Origin of the sequence: Treponema denticola, from assembly GCF_024400535.1 — a bacterium.
Lineage (GTDB): Bacteria > Spirochaetota > Spirochaetia > Treponematales > Treponemataceae > Treponema_B > Treponema_B denticola_C.
In genome coordinates this window covers 2,511,797-2,528,948 of record NZ_CP038800.1, presented here as the reverse complement: position 1 = coordinate 2,528,948, position 17,152 = coordinate 2,511,797, and the positions used below count along the sequence as shown (strand labels likewise).

General features: G+C 39.3%; 19 protein-coding genes. 4 read left to right on the top strand and 15 right to left on the bottom strand.

What is annotated here, in order from left to right; translation table 11 throughout:
- Positions 1-83 precede the first annotated feature (83 nt).
- The 11 genes from E4N78_RS11990 to E4N78_RS11940 all read right to left on the bottom strand — a co-directional run bounded on the left by E4N78_RS11990 (position 84) and on the right by E4N78_RS11940 (position 10,297).
- A complete protein-coding gene (locus tag E4N78_RS11990) occupies positions 84-446 on the bottom strand; it encodes a VOC family protein (protein ID WP_253683444.1) in 363 nt (120 codons plus the stop codon).
- A gap of 29 nt (positions 447-475) precedes the next feature.
- Positions 476-1,312 (bottom strand): KilA-N domain-containing protein, encoded by an 837-nt coding sequence (locus E4N78_RS11985; RefSeq protein ID WP_255810762.1) that lies wholly within the window; start codon positions 1,310-1,312, stop codon positions 476-478.
- A 29-nt stretch (positions 1,313-1,341) separates the two neighbouring features.
- Positions 1,342-1,776, bottom strand: coding sequence for a hypothetical protein (locus tag E4N78_RS11980; RefSeq protein WP_255810761.1), 435 nt, complete (start codon positions 1,774-1,776; stop codon positions 1,342-1,344).
- Entirely contained in the window at positions 1,773-2,438 is a 666-nt protein-coding gene (locus tag E4N78_RS11975; RefSeq protein WP_255810760.1) for a TetR/AcrR family transcriptional regulator, read from the bottom strand. The genes E4N78_RS11980 and E4N78_RS11975 overlap by 4 nt, the downstream gene beginning before the upstream one ends.
- A 225-nt stretch (positions 2,439-2,663) precedes the next feature.
- Positions 2,664-4,526: an ABC transporter ATP-binding protein gene (locus E4N78_RS11970; protein ID WP_255810759.1), complete on the bottom strand. Its 1,863-nt coding sequence runs from the start codon at positions 4,524-4,526 to the stop codon at positions 2,664-2,666.
- Positions 4,527-4,565: 39 nt separating this feature from the next.
- Positions 4,566-5,147 (bottom strand): MptD family putative ECF transporter S component, encoded by a 582-nt coding sequence (locus E4N78_RS11965; RefSeq protein WP_253683449.1) that lies wholly within the window; start codon positions 5,145-5,147, stop codon positions 4,566-4,568.
- A 17-nt stretch (positions 5,148-5,164) separates the two neighbouring features.
- Positions 5,165-6,904, bottom strand: coding sequence for an ABC transporter ATP-binding protein (locus E4N78_RS11960; protein ID WP_255810758.1), 1,740 nt, complete (start codon positions 6,902-6,904; stop codon positions 5,165-5,167).
- 69 nt (positions 6,905-6,973) lie between these two features.
- Positions 6,974-7,327 carry a four helix bundle protein gene (locus E4N78_RS11955; protein ID WP_255810757.1) on the bottom strand — a complete coding sequence of 118 codons (354 nt, stop codon included), beginning with the start codon at positions 7,325-7,327 and terminating at the stop codon, positions 6,974-6,976.
- Between the two features lie 58 nt (positions 7,328-7,385).
- Positions 7,386-9,002, bottom strand: coding sequence for an ABC transporter ATP-binding protein (locus E4N78_RS11950; protein ID WP_255810756.1), 1,617 nt, complete (start codon positions 9,000-9,002; stop codon positions 7,386-7,388).
- Entirely contained in the window at positions 9,002-9,706 is a 705-nt protein-coding gene (locus E4N78_RS11945; protein WP_253683453.1) for an energy-coupling factor transporter transmembrane component T, read from the bottom strand. The genes E4N78_RS11950 and E4N78_RS11945 overlap by 1 nt, the downstream gene beginning before the upstream one ends.
- 9 nt (positions 9,707-9,715) lie before the next feature.
- Positions 9,716-10,297 carry an MptD family putative ECF transporter S component gene (locus E4N78_RS11940; protein WP_253683454.1) on the bottom strand — a complete coding sequence of 194 codons (582 nt, stop codon included), beginning with the start codon at positions 10,295-10,297 and terminating at the stop codon, positions 9,716-9,718.
- A 297-nt stretch (positions 10,298-10,594) separates the two neighbouring features.
- Between E4N78_RS11940 and fabZ the strand changes: the two genes are divergently transcribed.
- The gene (gene fabZ / locus E4N78_RS11935; RefSeq protein ID WP_253683455.1) at positions 10,595-11,026 is read left to right on the top strand and encodes a 3-hydroxyacyl-ACP dehydratase FabZ; all 432 of its coding nucleotides are present in this window, start codon (positions 10,595-10,597) and stop codon (positions 11,024-11,026) included.
- A 3-nt stretch (positions 11,027-11,029) separates the two neighbouring features.
- Here fabZ and E4N78_RS11930 read toward each other — a convergent pair whose 3' ends face one another.
- A complete protein-coding gene (locus E4N78_RS11930; protein ID WP_255810755.1) occupies positions 11,030-11,707 on the bottom strand; it encodes a CAP domain-containing protein in 678 nt (225 codons plus the stop codon).
- A gap of 101 nt (positions 11,708-11,808) precedes the next feature.
- Between E4N78_RS11930 and E4N78_RS11925 the strand changes: the two genes are divergently transcribed.
- Entirely contained in the window at positions 11,809-13,401 is a 1,593-nt protein-coding gene (locus tag E4N78_RS11925; RefSeq protein ID WP_255810753.1) for a UDP-N-acetylmuramoyl-L-alanyl-D-glutamate--2,6-diaminopimelate ligase, read from the top strand.
- 29 nt (positions 13,402-13,430) lie between these two features.
- Here E4N78_RS11925 and E4N78_RS11920 read toward each other — a convergent pair whose 3' ends face one another.
- From E4N78_RS11920 to E4N78_RS11910, 3 genes are all read right to left on the bottom strand, one after another.
- Positions 13,431-14,081: a response regulator transcription factor gene (locus tag E4N78_RS11920; protein ID WP_255810752.1), complete on the bottom strand. Its 651-nt coding sequence runs from the start codon at positions 14,079-14,081 to the stop codon at positions 13,431-13,433.
- 53 nt (positions 14,082-14,134) lie between these two features.
- Positions 14,135-15,055, bottom strand: a complete 921-nt coding sequence (locus tag E4N78_RS11915; protein WP_255812336.1) for an ISAs1 family transposase — start codon at positions 15,053-15,055, stop codon at positions 14,135-14,137.
- Positions 15,056-15,121: 66 nt separating this feature from the next.
- On the bottom strand, positions 15,122-15,253 hold the full coding sequence (locus E4N78_RS11910; protein WP_255810751.1) for a hypothetical protein: 132 nt from the start codon (positions 15,251-15,253) through the stop codon (positions 15,122-15,124).
- A gap of 134 nt (positions 15,254-15,387) precedes the next feature.
- Here E4N78_RS11910 and E4N78_RS11905 point away from each other — a divergent pair, with 134 nt between their 5' ends.
- A complete protein-coding gene (locus E4N78_RS11905) occupies positions 15,388-16,608 on the top strand; it encodes a mechanosensitive ion channel family protein (RefSeq protein WP_255810749.1) in 1,221 nt (406 codons plus the stop codon).
- Positions 16,609-16,667: 59 nt separating this feature from the next.
- On the top strand, positions 16,668-17,138 hold the full coding sequence (locus E4N78_RS11900; protein ID WP_255810748.1) for a flagellar basal body-associated FliL family protein: 471 nt from the start codon (positions 16,668-16,670) through the stop codon (positions 17,136-17,138).
- Positions 17,139-17,152: the final 14 nt, after the last annotated feature.

Genomic DNA, 17,152 nt, shown 5'->3' with positions numbered 1-17,152 from the left:
GCGCTTTGCCGTCGTCCGCCCAATATTCATCCATCGAAATAATTTTATCGTTCTTTAATTTTATAAACGATACGATCGCTTCTTCAAGCCCGCTTGTTTTCAAAAAACTCCAGCCAATGCCCGTCGGGGTCTTCGAATGTCAGCAACTTGCCGTAAGGCTCTTCTCTGATGTCCCCGATCAATTTGACGCCGAGAGAAACCGACTGTTTCCGCATCTTTTCGATATCATCTACCTCGAACATAATTCGTGTTTTCGCAGGCCGCACTTTGCCTTTTTCGGCAGGGCGTTGCAAAAGGGCGAAGGCTGTTTCTCCCATATCGAATTCCGCCCAAGCACCGTCTTTTTCAATAAACTTGAGTTCGAAACCTATATTTTGGTAAAAGCGGAGCGACTTTTTCAAATCGCTCACATAAATCCAGCAGGCATATATTTTTTTTACTTTCACTTACAGATGTCCTCCGCAACGATATTCCGTCAGTTGTTTTTACTCTCCAGCTTTTTTATCGCTCTGTTTTCGACCAATGTTTTCATTTGGGCAATAGCCGTTTTATTGAGTTGGATAAGTCGCTCGCTTTGCGGTAGTCCCTGTTTAATAAGCAAGGCGTTAATGCTTTCCAAATTGCTGAGCACCACCAACTGTTCAAGTCCTGCATAGTCGCGTATGTTGCCGCTCAATTTAGGATTACGTTCGCGCCATTCTTTGGCAGTAAGGCCGAATAATGCCGTATTAAGTAAGTCAGCCTCATCGGCATAGATAAGTGCCGCCTGCTTCTTACTTACCTCTTTCGGGATAAGACTTTCTTTTATCGCATCGGTATGGATGTGATAATTGATTTTGGCAAGGGTACGCTGCAAGTTCCATTCAAGTTTGAGGCGGCTGTTTTCGTCTTCTTTGAGCCGTTGGAATTCTTTGATGACATAGAGCTTGAACTCTATCGAAATCCACGAAGCGAACTCCAAGGCGATGTCTTGATGAGCGAAGGTGCCGCCGTTGCGTCCCGATTTAGAGACTATGCCGATAGCATTGGTCGTTTCTATCCATCGTTTGGGGGTGAGAACAAAACTGTTCAACCCTGCCTGCTTTCTAAACCCGTCGAATTCGACGGGTTTAAAATCGGGATTATTTATTATCTCCCAAAAACCCAGCAATTCCACCGTATTACGGTTCCGCAGCCAATTTTTAATAATATCATCGGTATGCTCAGTATCCTTATACCGAGCAATATCCGTCAGCGAAATGTAATCGTTTTTATTGCTTTCATAAAGTGCAATATCAAAGCCTTGTACGTTTATCTTCCTGTTCTTTGCCATTTCCTTCTCCCTTTTGCGCGTCCTGTATTCTATTTCAGCTTGCTTTCCATTATTTTGACCCATTCGGCATCCGTTTTTATCAGCCGGTTCTTTTTTAAGTTTTCTTTCATAATCCACTTGATATGCTTACTCTTTTTTTGCAGCAATTTTTCAAAAGCTTTTTTTCCTCCTACAGGCGCATGAACAATCGCCACGCTCCAGCCGTAGCCGAGTGCTTTTCTAAGCGAATCTTCTTCATCGGTGAGCTTGTTGTCGTGGTCAAGCGTTGCCGTTATTTCATCTAAAAGATTGATTACATGAACGGCGACTGCTTTATCTTTTAACAACTTCGGTTCGCACAGCCCTGCGACTACAGCTCTTTTTTCATAACCATTTCCCTTTTCCAAATTGGCTCGCGGACCGGGAAGATGCGAGTTTTGTTTCAGCTGTTCGACCGTGTTTGCTTCTTGATATGTCGCATTCATAATCTCTTAAGTCCTTTCACTTGTTCCATCCAATATTGTTTCCAGCCGGCACAATGGTATACATTAAAGTCGAGCACATATTTCACCGCTTCCGATTTTTTCAAATTATGATAAAAGATCTCTTTTAAATTTTCAAAATGGGACGTTACCATGACATGAATAAAAAACCGTATACGGCGCGACATTTTAACGCCGTCGAGTTTCAGCCATTGGAAGGTTTCTTTTTCAGTTACAGCGATTGCCTTATCGAAAATACGCTCATAGGAACTTCCCTTTGAACAGCAGACAATCAGTTTCATTGCATCCCAATTACCGTAAAAAAAATCTATCATTCTTAAAAACCGGCGTTGCGATAGTTCAGTAATTGCGGAAAGGTCGCTCGTTTTCATACCGAAATTTTCAGCGTCAAATACATCACGATGTGCCATTATATTTAAAAATTCATCGAACACGCCGCTTACAAGAGCTTCGAATATGCAGTCCTTATTATCAAAAAGGTTATACAGCGCCCCTGTCGTAACCCCCGCCTTTTTTGCAATGGCACGCACGTTAGTATCTGCAAAGCCGTTGGTAAAAAACTCCTGTTTTGCAGCGCGTAAAATCTTTGCCCGTGTGTTTAGCTCATCCTTATCGGCTAATATTTTTCCCTTATAGTTGTCCATATTTATAATAACCATTCTACTAATTAAGAACAATGTTACTAAAAAGAATTAAAAATGTCAAGCAGGGGTTACTATTATCATCGCAGTGCAGGAACCATAAATGGGATAAGCCTTGCCGGTTCAATGAAGTGAGCCGATTCTCCCGGTAGTATAGTTCCTGCAAATCAGTTAAACCGCGGACATCAAGCGAGACAAGCTCATTGCTGCAGCAGTTCAGCTTAGTAATTATTCTCCCGCAGCCAGTTTCCAGCTTATGCCCGATTGGAAGTTGTTCCACATGCTGTTGTACATGCCGGTCTTTGCTAAAAGCTCTGCATGAGTTCCGGTCTCTTCAATTTTGCCCTCATTGATAACGCAGATTTGATCTGCATTGACGATTGAAGAAAGACGATGAGCAATCATTATTACCGTTTTGTCTTTAAGTAATTGACTTAATGTTTTTTTGATTTTATGTTCGTTTTCTGCATCGGCAAAGCTGGTAGCTTCATCGAGAACAATAATCGGAGCATCATGCAAAAGGGAGCGGGCAATCGCAAGCCTCTGTGCTTCTCCTCCGGAAAGGTATATTCCCTTAGTACCGTATACCGTGTCTATTCCGTCAGGCAGCTTTTCGATAATATCCATGCACTCTGCTTTTTGCAGTACTGCAAGGACTTCTTCGCGTGTTGCATTTTTTTTACCGTAGCGGATATTTTCAAAAATGCTTTCGTTAAAAAGTTTATTTTCCTGAAACACAAAGCTGATAAGGTGCATTAGGTCATCTGTTTTGATATCTTTGATATTTACGCCGCCGATGGTAATTTCTCCGGAATCGGTCTCCCAAAAGCGTCCGAGTAAATTGACGAGGGTGGTTTTTCCGCCGCCCGAAGGTCCGACAAGGGCGGTCAGAGAATGTTCGGGAAGTTTAAGAGAAATGCCGCTGATAGCCTTTTTAAAAGATTGTTCGGCAGTTTGTGTCTCTTGTGTTCCTTCTTCTTTGTAAGAAAATACAACATCCTTAAACTCAATATTGAATTTTTTCGGCATAACCGAATGTTCCGGTTCTGGGGCAGGCTTTTCATTTAAGATAGCTTCGATGCGGTTGAGGGCATCTCCTCCTTGAAGATTCAAAGTTGAGCCGTACACGATTTTTATCATCATATTAAATAAAACAGGCGAAAGAGAAAGATAAAAAATAAAGCCGTATAAAAACTTTGCATAAGGCTCGCCATCTCCTGCCGTTCCGGCAAAGATAAATGCGGCGGGAACCAAAAAGATAAATCCCGCTTTTAATAGAGCAAGAAAAACTGCAAAGCCGTTTTCCCAAGCAACGGTATACTTTAAAACATTATCGCGGTAGTTTATAATCGAACTGTAAAAATCCTTAAAGCGGTGTACCGATTGATTAAAAGTTTTAATAACCGAAATACCGCGGATATATTCCGTACCGGCACTGTTCATTTTTTCAAGTGAGTTTTCATAGCTTTCCATAAATCCCATTTTTTTGCCCTTTGCCATCATCACACCTTGAAGAATAAAGGCGATAACAAGTGTCAAAAATGAAATAAGGCCGAATCGCCAATCAAAAAAGAAAAGCAAAAACAAAACGGCAATCGGACTAACTATATTTTGTACGACATCGGGCAGCATGTGTGCAATAAGACCTTCAAGCGAATGGACATTTTTTTCAAATACCTTTCGCACAGAACCGCTTGCATGTGATGTGTGCCAGCCGACCGGAAGGCGGGCAAATGTTTCCGCCAAGCGCATATTCATATTCCCCATTAAATTGAATGCGGTAATATGCGAACATATAAGAGCACCGAAGTACAAAAGGAAACCTGCTGCTGCAGAAATAAGAGCCGCCGCTCCGTAAAAAATCATCCGGTTTATATCGATCGGCACACCCGACATATAAGCTGAAATAATATCGCGCATAACATAAAACACAACTGCATACGGAATAAGCAGTGCAACCGTACTCAAGCTCGATAAAAAAAGCGACACATAGATAAAGGGCTTATGCTTCCCCGCATAAGAGAGAATGCGGCTTACAACCCCCGCCTGCTTTTCCTTTTTAGCCTTCTTTTTTTCTTCATTTGTCTTCATAGTATTACTCCTTCAAAATAATTTGTAATTCTTAATTACTTAAACCAACCCTGTTTTTTCAAAGTGTTTCTTTAAGAACTTTTTACCCAAAAGCCCGCCGAGTAATCCGCCTGCAAAAGAGGTCGCGTAGAGAATCGGCATAATCCAGATAGGCAATCCCGTTAATTCAGCGGCATAGGCGGTTCCCATCATTTTTTCGGTGAGAGCAAAATATTGCTCTTTTAAAATAAAAATTTGCCAAAAGCCTCCGCACAATGCTAACGACATAACAGCATAGCTTACTATGTTTCCCTTTGCGGTATTATAACCGAGCACCTTACGTACAATTTCCGCAATGGCGGCAACTATAAGCGAATGGATTGCAACGACCGGAGTGTGTCCCATTAGCGTCATCAAACAGCCAGGAATAGCGACGAAAATAAAAAGTGCAAAAGGCTTTTGCACCTTGGCAAGTAAAAACAGTACTGAGATTCCCAACATTACACTGACGGCAAAAGGAACCGCTAAAAAAGTCAGCACCAAAAAACCAAGGGGAGTTCCAATTACAGTCAACCCAACAAAATAAATAACGGAAAAAATGGCGATATTTATCAAATCCTTTAAAACCAATTTGTTGTTCATAACAACCTCCTTAAAAATCAAGCACTCCAGTTTTCACTCTCCTTTTGCAGCTTATACATCATTGGATACGATGACTTTCCTTTCATCAACTCTTCATGTGTACCTATTTCTTCTATCGCTCCGTCTTTGAGAACAACGATTTTATCTGCATTCTCGATTGTTCTCAAACGGTGAGCTATGACTATAACTGTCTTATTTTTAACGAGCTTGCTCAATGCTTCTTGAATTAAGGTTTCGTTTTCGGGGTCGAGGGCTGCTGTTGCTTCATCGAGGAGAATGATCGGTGCATCTTTTAAAAGAGCACGGGCTATGGAAAGCCGCTGTCTTTCTCCGCCGGAAAGCGTGTAACCGTTTTCGCCGATTACCGTGTCGTAACCTTGCGGCAGTTTTTCGATAAAGTCGGCGCAACGTGCGGCTTTTGCGGCTGCAAGTACCTGCTCCCGTGTAGCATCTTTATTCCCGACAAGGATATTGTTGTATACTGTGTCATTAAAAAGCACTACATCTTGAAAGACGATTGAAAAAGCGGTCAAAAGGGTTTCAGGGTCTACGGTAGAAACATCCGTGCCCCCCACGCTCACCGTGCCGGAAGATGCATCCCAAAAGCGGGCTGCAAGACGGGCAATCGTTGACTTGCCGCAGCCTGAATGTCCGACGAGGGCAGTGATTTCTCCCTGCTTGGCAGTAAAGCTGATATTGCGTACCGTATCGCGGCTTGCATTATCATTGTATGAAAACGAAACATTGTCATATTGAATATCGTAGCCCTTGGGGTTAAAAGTTTCGCTCCCTTTCTGCTTGGGGTAGTTTATGATTTCCATTTGGCGTTCAACTGCCGTGCGTGCGTGGAAAAACTCGCCGAGCAGCATAAAAACGGCGGTAAGGGGTTCAAAAATTCTTCCGGCAATCAGCAAAAAGACGAGGTAGGTAAAAAGCGGGAGACTTCCCTGTGCATACAAAACTGCCCCGACTGCAATAACCAACGGAAATCCGAAGCGGATAATTATGATGGAACCTATCATAGTCGAGCCGACAAATAATTCAGCCTTAACCGCTTCTTTTGTGCTGTGTGCAATATCGTCTTTTACCTTTTGTACATAGCTTTCTTTTTTGTCGGAGGATTTAAGCACCTTGATATTGTCGAGCATTTGCTGAATGGAATTGTAAACGCCGAGCAGTACTGTGTTAATTCTAATTGCATAACGGCGGGCTTGTTTGCGTGATGAGTATACAAGCAAAAATCCGAAAACGGAACAGCTGAAAAGGGCAATCGTCATGCGCCAATCAAAAAGAGCAAGCATTGCCGCCGATACAATAATTGAAATTGCCGCCCCGAATAACTCGGATGCCGTGTGGCTTAGTGCGTGTTCCATTGTAGCAACATCGTTTAAAAGCGTTGCCGTCAAATCCGATAAGTCTTTTTTTCCGAAATACGAGAGAGGCAGCTTCCTGATACTTTCTGCAAGGGAAATACGCACATTAGCCGATTCGTCGTAACAGGTTGTATAGGTTTTGCGGTACTTGAGTTTTTCAATTAAAAAAAGCACAATAATGATCAGTACACAAATCCCTAGATAAATCCACGGATTAAAAGCTGCAAGAGAACCGCCTTGAATGGGCTTTAAAAGTTCCTGCAGTGCATAAAATGAAAGTCCCAACGGAACAATCAAAAACAAATTCCCGAAGGTAGTAACAGCTACTGCCTTGTTTAGATCCCGCGCTCCCTTGTCTGACAGCGCAAAATAATTCTTTAACATAATTCCTCCTGTAACTAATTCATAATTTTTAATTCATAATTAGGAATTGAGTTGCCTCCTCATTCATAATTAACTATGAGACTTGGTTTTTGTTATCGCAACTAAGATTTTTATAACTTCTTGACAATCTTCATATATGCAAGAAAAATCTTTTTCACTGATGTATCCGCTTTCATGCAAAAGTTCCAGCCAATATTCCGTTTCACTCGCTTCTTTAAGAGAAATATACAGTTTTGCGTAAAAATCGGCTTTACTTTGCCCGCGTATCGCTTCTTTTACATTTGCGCCTATACTCGTCCCGCTTTTTAAAAGTTGTTTTGACATAATAAACTCATGTTTTTCATCGCACAGTTTTTTATACAGCCGAATAATCTTCAACGCAAAATCTTTAGACTTATCAACAATAACATTATCAGTTTTCACCACACCTCCTGTAATTAATTCATAATTTTTAATTCATAATTAAGAATTGAATTAACTCCTAATTAAGTACTCCATCTTTCAAATAATTAAAAACCTCTTCGGCTTTTTCTTTTGTAAATTCCGAATGAGAAATCACAGCTCCTTTTTCCATTAAAATTATTTCGTCGGTAACCAGACTCAAAAATTCAAAGTCATGACTGATAATTAAAATAAGAGTTTGATTCGAGCGTATCGAATTAATCAGCTTGGCCGTTTCTTTCATGTGAAAGTAATCCATTCCTGAGGTCGGCTCATCCATGATGATAATACGCGCACCTGAACTGATAGCAGCTCCTATCGAAACTCGTTGTTTTTGTCCTCCTGATAAACTTAATGGGTGCTTATCTTTTAGCTCCGTCAAATTCATCGCCTTTAAAATAGCTTCAACATCTGGAACTCTTTTTTCCTTGTTTTCATCTTTGGTGTTTTGCTCGGGTTTAATCTTTTTATTTTTACCGAGAGCTATTTCATCTTCAACGCTTTCGGTAAAAAGCTGATAGCCTACATCCTGCAATACCATGTACGAAAGCTCAAGCCGTTGTTTGGTATTAATCTTTTTTCCGTTTAATAGAACGGAATCTTTTTTTGCTTTGAGTAAGCCGGTAAGACATTGAGCAAAGGTGCTTTTGCCTTGACCGTTTTTTCCGGTAAGAGCGATAACCTTGCCGAATTCCATTTTTAAATTTTGCACACGGAGAAAATCGTCTTTTCCTTTTTTAAAACAGTAGAATAAATTTTCTACAGTCAGGTATGCCGATTTTGTTTCTTCCGAATTTTTATCTTCTTTATTTTTACGGATTGTTTCCGAGGTTTGCACCTGCATATAATCCGAATCTTCCAAACGGTTAAAAACACTTTTGTTCATTGTTATGGGACGAAGCAAGAATTCTTTTCTATTTTGTTCAGAAAGAGCAAGAAATTCTTGTTGAGAAAATCCTTTTTCAAGCTTGCCTTCTTTTATTAAAAAAGCCCGATCTATAAGGCCATTTAAAAAATACAGGCGGTGTTCACTTATGATTAAAGTTTTACCCGACTTTTTTAAAAGACTAATAACCTCAGCTATTTTTTCTATATAATATAAATCCAAATTGGATGTGGGCTCATCCATAACGATGATATCCGTATCGGCAGCAAGAGCAGAGGCTATAGCAATCATCTGTTTTTCTCCGCCTGAGAGATTAAAAATATTCCGGTCAAGCAGATGTTTAATATTTAAAAATTCCGAAATAAAGTTGAGCCTTTGATGCATCTTTTCAAAAGGCGTTCCCATATTTTCAAGAAAGAAAAGAATTTCCGAAGTGGTATCCAAATTAAAAAATTGGGATTTGGGGTTTTGGAAAACCGTAGAAACTTTTTTTGAAATATCGTAAATAGGTTTTTCTTTTATCGATTCTCCTAAAATTTTAATTGAACCTAAAAGTTTTCCTTCATAATAATTCGGAATCAGGCCGTTTATTGTACGCAGCACGCTTGTTTTTCCGCAGCCTGAAATTCCTGTAAGTAAAATACATTCTCCTTTTTTTACCGAAATGGAAATATCGTTTAGTGCGGATAAGTTTTTCCTGTCTGTCTTATCCGTATTTTCATAAGCTTGATAATTAAAACATAGGTTTTGAAGATTGACTGCCGTTTCCATTATGCTTGTATCCTCGTTATTCCTGCAGCGATAAAGACTGCTATTATGTAAAGAAAAATAAAAGCATCGGCCGCCGTAAAGCGGGAGGTTTTATAGCGTACTTTTTTTGCCGGAGCGTCTACGCCCTTGGTGTGTCCCGCAGCAGCAAGTTCATCTCCGATTCTTGAAGCGGATGAAAGGAGGGGAACCATCATATATTCAAGTGTCAAAATAGGTCTACTGATTACATTTACCGCATTAAGACCGATACCCCTCATCTTCATTGCATTTTTAATATGCCCGTACTCTTCTTTAAGTGTCGGAAAAAATCTGAACATAACTGCAATGGTGATCACAACCGAAAACGGCAGTTTTAATTTTTCAAGAGCGTTCATCAAAAGACCGACAGGTGTTGAAGAAATTAAATAGTTTCCGGCAACAATGGGCATCATAAATCTGCGTACCATAAAACCTACAGGCATTACAATACTTGTAACGCCGGGAATATCTTGAGGCAGATAGGTAAGTCCTGCAAGAAATAAAAAGACCGCCATCAATTTTATTGCCGATTTAATTTGTCTGTTCATCACAAATAAAAAGGCTAAAAGAGCGGCACTTAAAATTTCTACATATATGGGAACAAGAATTGTGATAGATGCTCCCATTGCCAGAACTAAAAATATTTTTGTCCGCGGATCAAGGACCAATATTGCTCGTTTTTCCATTCAATTTTTTTACAGAAGACCTGCTTTTTCAAAGTGTTTCTTTAAAACTTTTTCACCCAAAAGCCCGCCGAGGAGTCCGCCTAAAAATGCTGTAACATAAAGAATCGGCATAATCCACCATGGAAGACTCGTCAATTCTCTTGCGTAGTCGGTGCTTATCATTTTTTCAGTGAGAGCAAAATATTGATCTTTTGAAAGGAAGATTTGCCAAAATGCTCCGCAAAGCCATAAAGACATAATTGAATATCCTGCGATACTGCCCTTTGCCGTATTATAGCCGAGTACTTTTCGTACGATTTCTGCAATGGCCGCAACGATTAGACTGTGGATTGCAACTACAGGTGTGTGTCCCATGAGGGTCATAAGACATCCGGGAATTGCTGCAAAGATAAAAAGGCCGAATGGCTTTTGCACCTTTGCAAGCAAAAACATTACCGCAATTCCTAAAATTAAACTTACGGTAAAGGGAAATGCCAAATAGGTTATAACCAAAAAACCTAAGGGCATACCGATTACAAAAAGTCCTACAAGATAAATAACGGAAAAAATGCCGATATTGATTAAATCCTTTAAAGCTAACTTGTTGTTCATAAACAATCTCCTTATTTTCTTATTACCGAAAAATACAGCCGTCGTTTAAAGTGACGGTACTGTCATCAACAGCTAATATTATACAAAAAATAGAAATTTAGTCAACTATCGGTAACTTTTTTTCGGGGACTATGACGATTATAAACGGTAAGCTGTCCGGCCGTTTTTTTTATAGTGTTATTAACAAGTGATTTTGTAGTCCTTGTTTAATCTTATTATTTTGTGTAAAATTGAGGGATTACAAATATTGATTGCCATATTAAGATATTACTTTTATGGAAAATTAAGGAGAAATCTATGAGTATTACAAAAGATATTGAAAGCTTAATCCCTCACAGAAAACCTTTTTTGTTTGTGGACGAGATTATCAGTGCCGACGAAAACGGGAGTGTGAGTGAACACGTCTTTACCCAAGACGAATTCTTTTTTAAGGGGCACTTTCCCGAATACCCTGTTGTGCCGGGGGTTATCCTTGTAGAAACAATGGCTCAAGCCGGAGGAGCTGCTTTGAGTTTTCAAAAGATTTTTGAAGAAGGTTCTTTATTCTTTTTGGCTACAGTAGATAAGGTTAAATTCCGCTCTCAGGTTAAGCCCGGCGACAAGGTTAGAATGGAGGTTACGAACTTGCGTGTATCTCCCCGAATGATTAAGCAGGCAGGTAAGGCCTATGTAGGAGGAACCCTTGCCGCCGAAGCCGAATGGATGTGCCTCGTCGGCAAAGAAGCTTAAAGCCTATTTTGAAATATAGTCCCCTGCAAAGTCCATAACGCTTACGGTACCGTAGGGGGCATTAGCCTCGTTGTTATAACCTATACCGACCTTCTTAAATTCCGGTTTGAGGATATTTATGCGGTGTCCGCGATCCGCCACTCCGTCGTCGATTAAAAGCTGAGCTACAATTTCTCTCCCTGTCTTAGGGCCGTATGCACAGTTTTCTCCGGCAGTTATAAGCACCTTTCCATAACGGTTCATACGGTCAAAGGGAGAATATCCGTCGCTGCCGTAATGACCTGTTTTTCCTGTTTTTGCTTGGTCATCGGCAAGCCATTGGGCGGCAGAACACAGGCCTTTTTCGATTTCTAAAAGATCCATGGGGTTTGTCTTCATCAGAACATCGATACATTCTTGTACTGCTGATGCCCCCTCATTTGTTAATATAGGAATTTGTCCCGGAGCTTTATAAAATTTTCCGTCAAAGTATTTCAATCGAGGTTTAATTTCTTCTTCGGCATATTTTTTAGGGTTGCGTCTTACCCTGTTAAGTTCAATTAGAATATCTCTTACGATAGGGCTATGTGCTGCATTATCATTTGAAGGAACATGTTTGGATGCCGGCGAAGAAAGACTTCCGCATGAACTTAAAAAAATAAAGACGGCAAATATCCAAAGTGCAAATAATTTATTTTTCATATCCTTACCTCCGAAGAATTGAATGTATAATTATAGCATGGATTATGTCTTATATCAATATTACTTGATAATTTTTATCTTATCAATTATACTTTTTAACTATGGAATACACAAAATCGATTGAGGAATGTATCAATGCTATTGAGGTTGTAAATTGTTTTGGAAACGATAAATCTCTTATAAATTCTATAGAGTATGATTCGCGTAAGGTTCGGCCTTATAGCTATGATGATAAGACAGGCATAAAAAAAGGAGCCGCCTTTTTTGCTCTTCCCGGGATTCATACCGACGGAAAAAAATTTATAAATTCTGCAATCGAAAATGGAGCTGTTTGTGTCTTTTATGAGGGAGATTTAAATAATCATTCTTGTGATGAAATTTGTTTTATTCAGGTAAATAATGTGCGCAAAACTATGTCCAAGGTTTCTGCCCTTCTTTATGATGAGCCGTCAAGAGCACTAGGCCTAATAGGCGTTACCGGAACCGAAGGGAAGAGCAGTACTGTTTCTTTTATCTTTCAGCTTTTAAACCTTTGCGGAAAAAAGGCCGGTTTTTTTTCTACCGTCGAATACTCCATAGACGGAAATGTAATTCCGAATCCGGAACATCAGACCACTCCCGAATCTAACATCGTTCAGCTGCGTCTGGCTCAAATGAGGGATTCAGGCTGCGGCTATGCCGTAGTGGAATCCTCTTCTCACGGCCTTTCTCCGAAAACGGCCCGTCTTGAGGATGTGATCTTTGATGCAGGTGTTTTTATGAACGTAACTCAGGAGCACTTGGAATTTCACGGAACTATCGAGCAGTACCGATATGACAAGGCCAATCTTTTTAGAGCTCTGGATAAAAATCCGGGAAAAGGATTTCCCATATTCGGAATAGTAAACTATGAAGACCCGTCCGCTCCTTATTTTATGGAAGCAACTCAAAAAAATGTCTACCCTTTTAGTACCGAGCCTAAAGACCTACGAAAGATTGAAGAACATGAAGGCCTTTTTGCAAAGGATATTGAAGAGTCTTCAACCGGAATTAAATTTACGCTTTGCGATTTTTCCTCAAAAAAAGAATACGGATGCGAATTAAAACTTGCAGGAATCTTTAATGTAAAAAATATTCTCGCCTCGGTCTTGGCAGTACAAAGAATTACGGGGCTTGATATCGCGTGCATAATCGAAAAACTTCCTCTTGTAAAACCCGTAAAGGGAAGAATGATGCTGATAGATGAGGGGCAGGATTTTGAAGTGCTTATCGATTATGCTCACACGCCTTCTTCTTTTATGACAATTTTTCCTTCAATAAAAGAACGCATAAAAAAATCGGGAGGGAAGGTTATAAGTCTTTTCGGTTCAGGCGGAGAAAGAGATGTAAAAAAGAGGCCGGAGCAGGGAAGGATTGCCGCCATATATTCCGATATTGTAATTCTTGCAGACGAAGACCCTCGAGGCGAGGATTCCGTTGAGCTTTTGGAAATGATAGCCGCAGGCTGTCCCGAAAAAAAACGCGGAGAAGAACTATTTATAATCCCCGACCGCCCCTCTGCCATCAAAAAAGCATTCAACCTTGCAGGTAAAAACGATGCAGTCCTCCTTTTAGGAAAAGGCCACGAAAACTCCATCATCTTTAAAGATCGAATCATGCCCTACGATGAAGAAACAACGGCAAGAGAATTGTTAAGAGGGATGAGGGGAAAATAAATAAGCAAAAGAAAAATTAGCTTAAATCTTTACACAATCCCGTTTTTAAAGGCAAAGGCGGCAAGCTGTGTCCTATCGGAAACAAATGTTTTATCGAATATTATCGAAATATTGTTTTTTATTGTGCCTTCCGAAAGTCCCTGTTTGTAGGCAATCTGTTTATTGGAAAGCCCTTCTGCAACCAGCCTTATAATTTCTATCTCTTTTTGGCTCAAACCGAACTCGTCTTGAATTTCAGTCAAGGGCCTTATAACTCTTTCTTCCTCTTCATGATTTTCAAAAAGCATGGTTTTTGCGACTTCAGGATTTATAACGATGTTCCCTGAAATTGCAGCCTTGATTCCGTCATAGATTACGTCCGGCGAACTGTCCTTTAAAAGATAGCCCGATGCTCCGTATTGAAGGGCTTTTTGAATATATTCGGTATCGTTAAATGTTGTGAGAATCAATATTTTTATATCGGGGAAACTCTTTTTAATTTTTTTTGTTGCTTCTACACCGTTACATTCCGGCATCCTTATATCCATTAGGATTAGCTCAGGATTTTTTTCTTCGCATATTTTTAGGGCATCGTTTCCGTTGCTGCCTGTTGCAATAACCTCAATATCGGGATAGGATTGAAAGATAATTTTTAGTCCTTCACAGATGAGCTTTTCATCGTCTACAATAGCTATTCTCATAGTCTTAATATAACACAAGTTTTGCAAGTGAATCAAGAACACTCCCATGGAAATCAATTTTGTAATATTTTTTTGATAAAAGATATATCCATGAGAGCTTTAAACATAATGTGTGACAAAGAAGATTTAGGTGCATTTTTTTGTTTGTATCGCGAGACCAAATTTAACGCCACTTTCCGTCCTATGTTCAAGGCTTGTTGTAGATTTTTATCTAAAAGCCGACAAAAGTCTTCTCTAAAATGAACATCTAATAACCAATGCATGGTTTCTACAACCCATTCTTTTCTTGCTATATCCAATAGCTGTTGAGCTGTAAGTTTTCTGCTCGAAATATAATAATGCCATTCATCACTCTTTCCTTTCTTACTCTTAAACTCTGAATGAATAGCTCCAATACAGCTTAACCCCTCCCATTCATCCGTATTATCCATCCAACCTAAATTAGTTGTGCAGAAGGCTGTTCGCTTTTCAACTCTTTCACGATTTTTTTCACTTTTACAAGCCGTGTCCATTTGTTTTCTTAGAATTTCATCTTGAACATATTCTTCAATATCCGCTTTTAATAAAGGCTGGTTCCCTTTTACCGACAATAAATAGTCCCCTTTTCCTTCTTTTATGATTTTTGCCGTTTCTTTTTGACAATTTAAGGCATCTGCAACGATTATATGCCCTTTTATATTAAGAGTTTTTATAAGAGATTGAACCGTAGGTATCTCATTTGTCTTTCCTTTAACACACTTTTGTGCCAATGTTATACCAAATTCTGCAACTTGTGCAGAGACTATGTGCAGCGGACTTTCATAGCTGCTCATTTTATCTGTTGAACGGATAGTTTTTCCGTCTATCGCTATTGTAAGAGGCTTTTCTGTACCGTATTCTTTGATAAGAGCTTCAGCCATATTCATAAAACATTCGTTTAATGAGTCTATGTTTATCAATTTAAGTAGACAGGTTAGCCAATAATAGCAAGGTATCTTTTATGCCGAATCTTTATTGAGCCTATCTTTATAATGTCGGCAGTTGCCCATTCGTGTATTTCTCTAATGTTTTACGCCGCAAAGAAGTCCAAGTAGTAATATTTTTAAAGCTTCATTTACGCTGTAAAAATATCCGTCGTAATTGCTTATTATTTTGATGTCGTTAAAGTAATCAAATATATTTTCTATTTCCATACCTACATTATCGGCAGTTTTTAGTAAAATTGATTTCCGTGGAACACTCCTTTTCAAAAGCTCTTTACAGACTTCACTTTTTTAATTAAAATTAAAGAATATTTATTTTAACATTTTAAGAGGTATTATATTTTATGCAAAATTTATTGGATAATGTTCAAAAATGGCTTTCGGAAGATTCAGTGAGAGGCGATATTTTTTGGCTGTTTGCCGTTTTGGCTGTTTCTTTTATTCTTCATAAAGTGTTAAAGAAAATACTGTCGGGAACGGTAAAAAAAATACTGTCCCGCATTACAGCCAAAACAAAAAGCAAACTGGATGATTATATTTTTGATAAAATTCATGTAGAACGCATTTCGCTTATTATATATATTTTTGCTTTTAATTTTTTGTCGCTAAAATTAAGTTTCGGAGCGGGGCTTATGCAAAAACTTGCAAGCCTTATTTCGATATGGATAATAATAAGACTTTTGCACGGCCTCTTAGACGGACTTACAGCCTATACCGAAAATGAACCCCGATTTGCGGGAAAGCCATACCGCAGTTATATTCAGGTTTTTATCTTAATTGTTTATATTGCAGGCTTTATCATCGCTGCAGGAACAATCAGCGGAAAGTCCCCATGGTCTCTTTTAAGCGGAATAGGAGCTATGACGGCTGTTCTTCTTTTGGTCTTCCGCGAGACGATTCTTTCTTTTGTGGCAAGCCTCCAGATTTCTTCCTACGATTTGGTTAGAAGAGGCGATTGGATTTCGGTTCCTAAATATGATGCCGACGGAGATGTTACCGAGGTTGCCTTACATACGATAAAAATTCAAAACTGGGATAAGACTATTTCCGTTTTACCGACAAGCGACCTGATGCAAAGCGGTTTTAAAAACTGGCGCGGAATGCAGGAAACGGGCGGAAGGCGTATCAAGCGTTCAATCTTTTTGGATGTTTCTTCCGTAAAATTTATGGATGAAGAGCTGAGGCGAAGAGTAGGGAAGATAGACCTTTTAAAATCCTACTTTGCCGAAGTTGAAAGCTCGGATATAAGTGCCCAATACGGCAGCGATACGGAGCATCCCTTAAACGATAGAAGGCTTACCAATATCGGCACATTTAGAATGTATGTTACGCGCTATCTTCAAAGCCTTGATACTTTAAGAAAGGATTTGACCTTTTTGGTGCGGCAGCTTGAGCCGGGAGCTACAGGCGTTCCCTTGGAGATTTATGTTTTTACTGCAACCACCGACTGGGGAGAGTACGAAAAAATTCAAGCCGATATTTTTGACCATCTTTTTGCGTCTGTTCACGAATTCGACCTTAGAATCTTCCAATATCCTGTAGGCGGTTTTTTGGCAAACAAGTAACAGAGCAAATAAACTAAAGTCTCTATTGAATATTCGGCTTCCATTTTATATAATTGAGTATGCTTAAAAATAAACGGAAGGGCTTAAAATTATATAAATTCCTTAAATATGTGCTTTTTGCAATAATCCTTATTATAATTGCAGGTTCCATTTTTTCTCTTTTTAAGAAAAAAAATACCGATGAGGCTTTAAGACCTGAAAGTCCTTCGGAGATACGCGGAAAAAAGGCTCTTTATTCCGATTTAGGAAAGCTTAGAATTTCTACAGCCGATACCACCCCCGGAACCCTTGTCGTTTTTCCCGTTTTGGAGTATAATTCCGAGGATAAGGCCTTTGAAGAGGAACTTGTTCAAAAGAAGGAAGATATAAGGAAGAGTATAATTGACTGGTTTTCGAAAAAAACCGTATATGAGCTTTATACCATGCCTGAAAACGAGGTTAAAAAAGAAGTATTGGCCGAGATAAATTCTATTCTAAATTTATCGCGTATAAAACGCCTATATTTTAAAGATTTCGTTATTTTGGAATAAGGTTCCTAAAATCA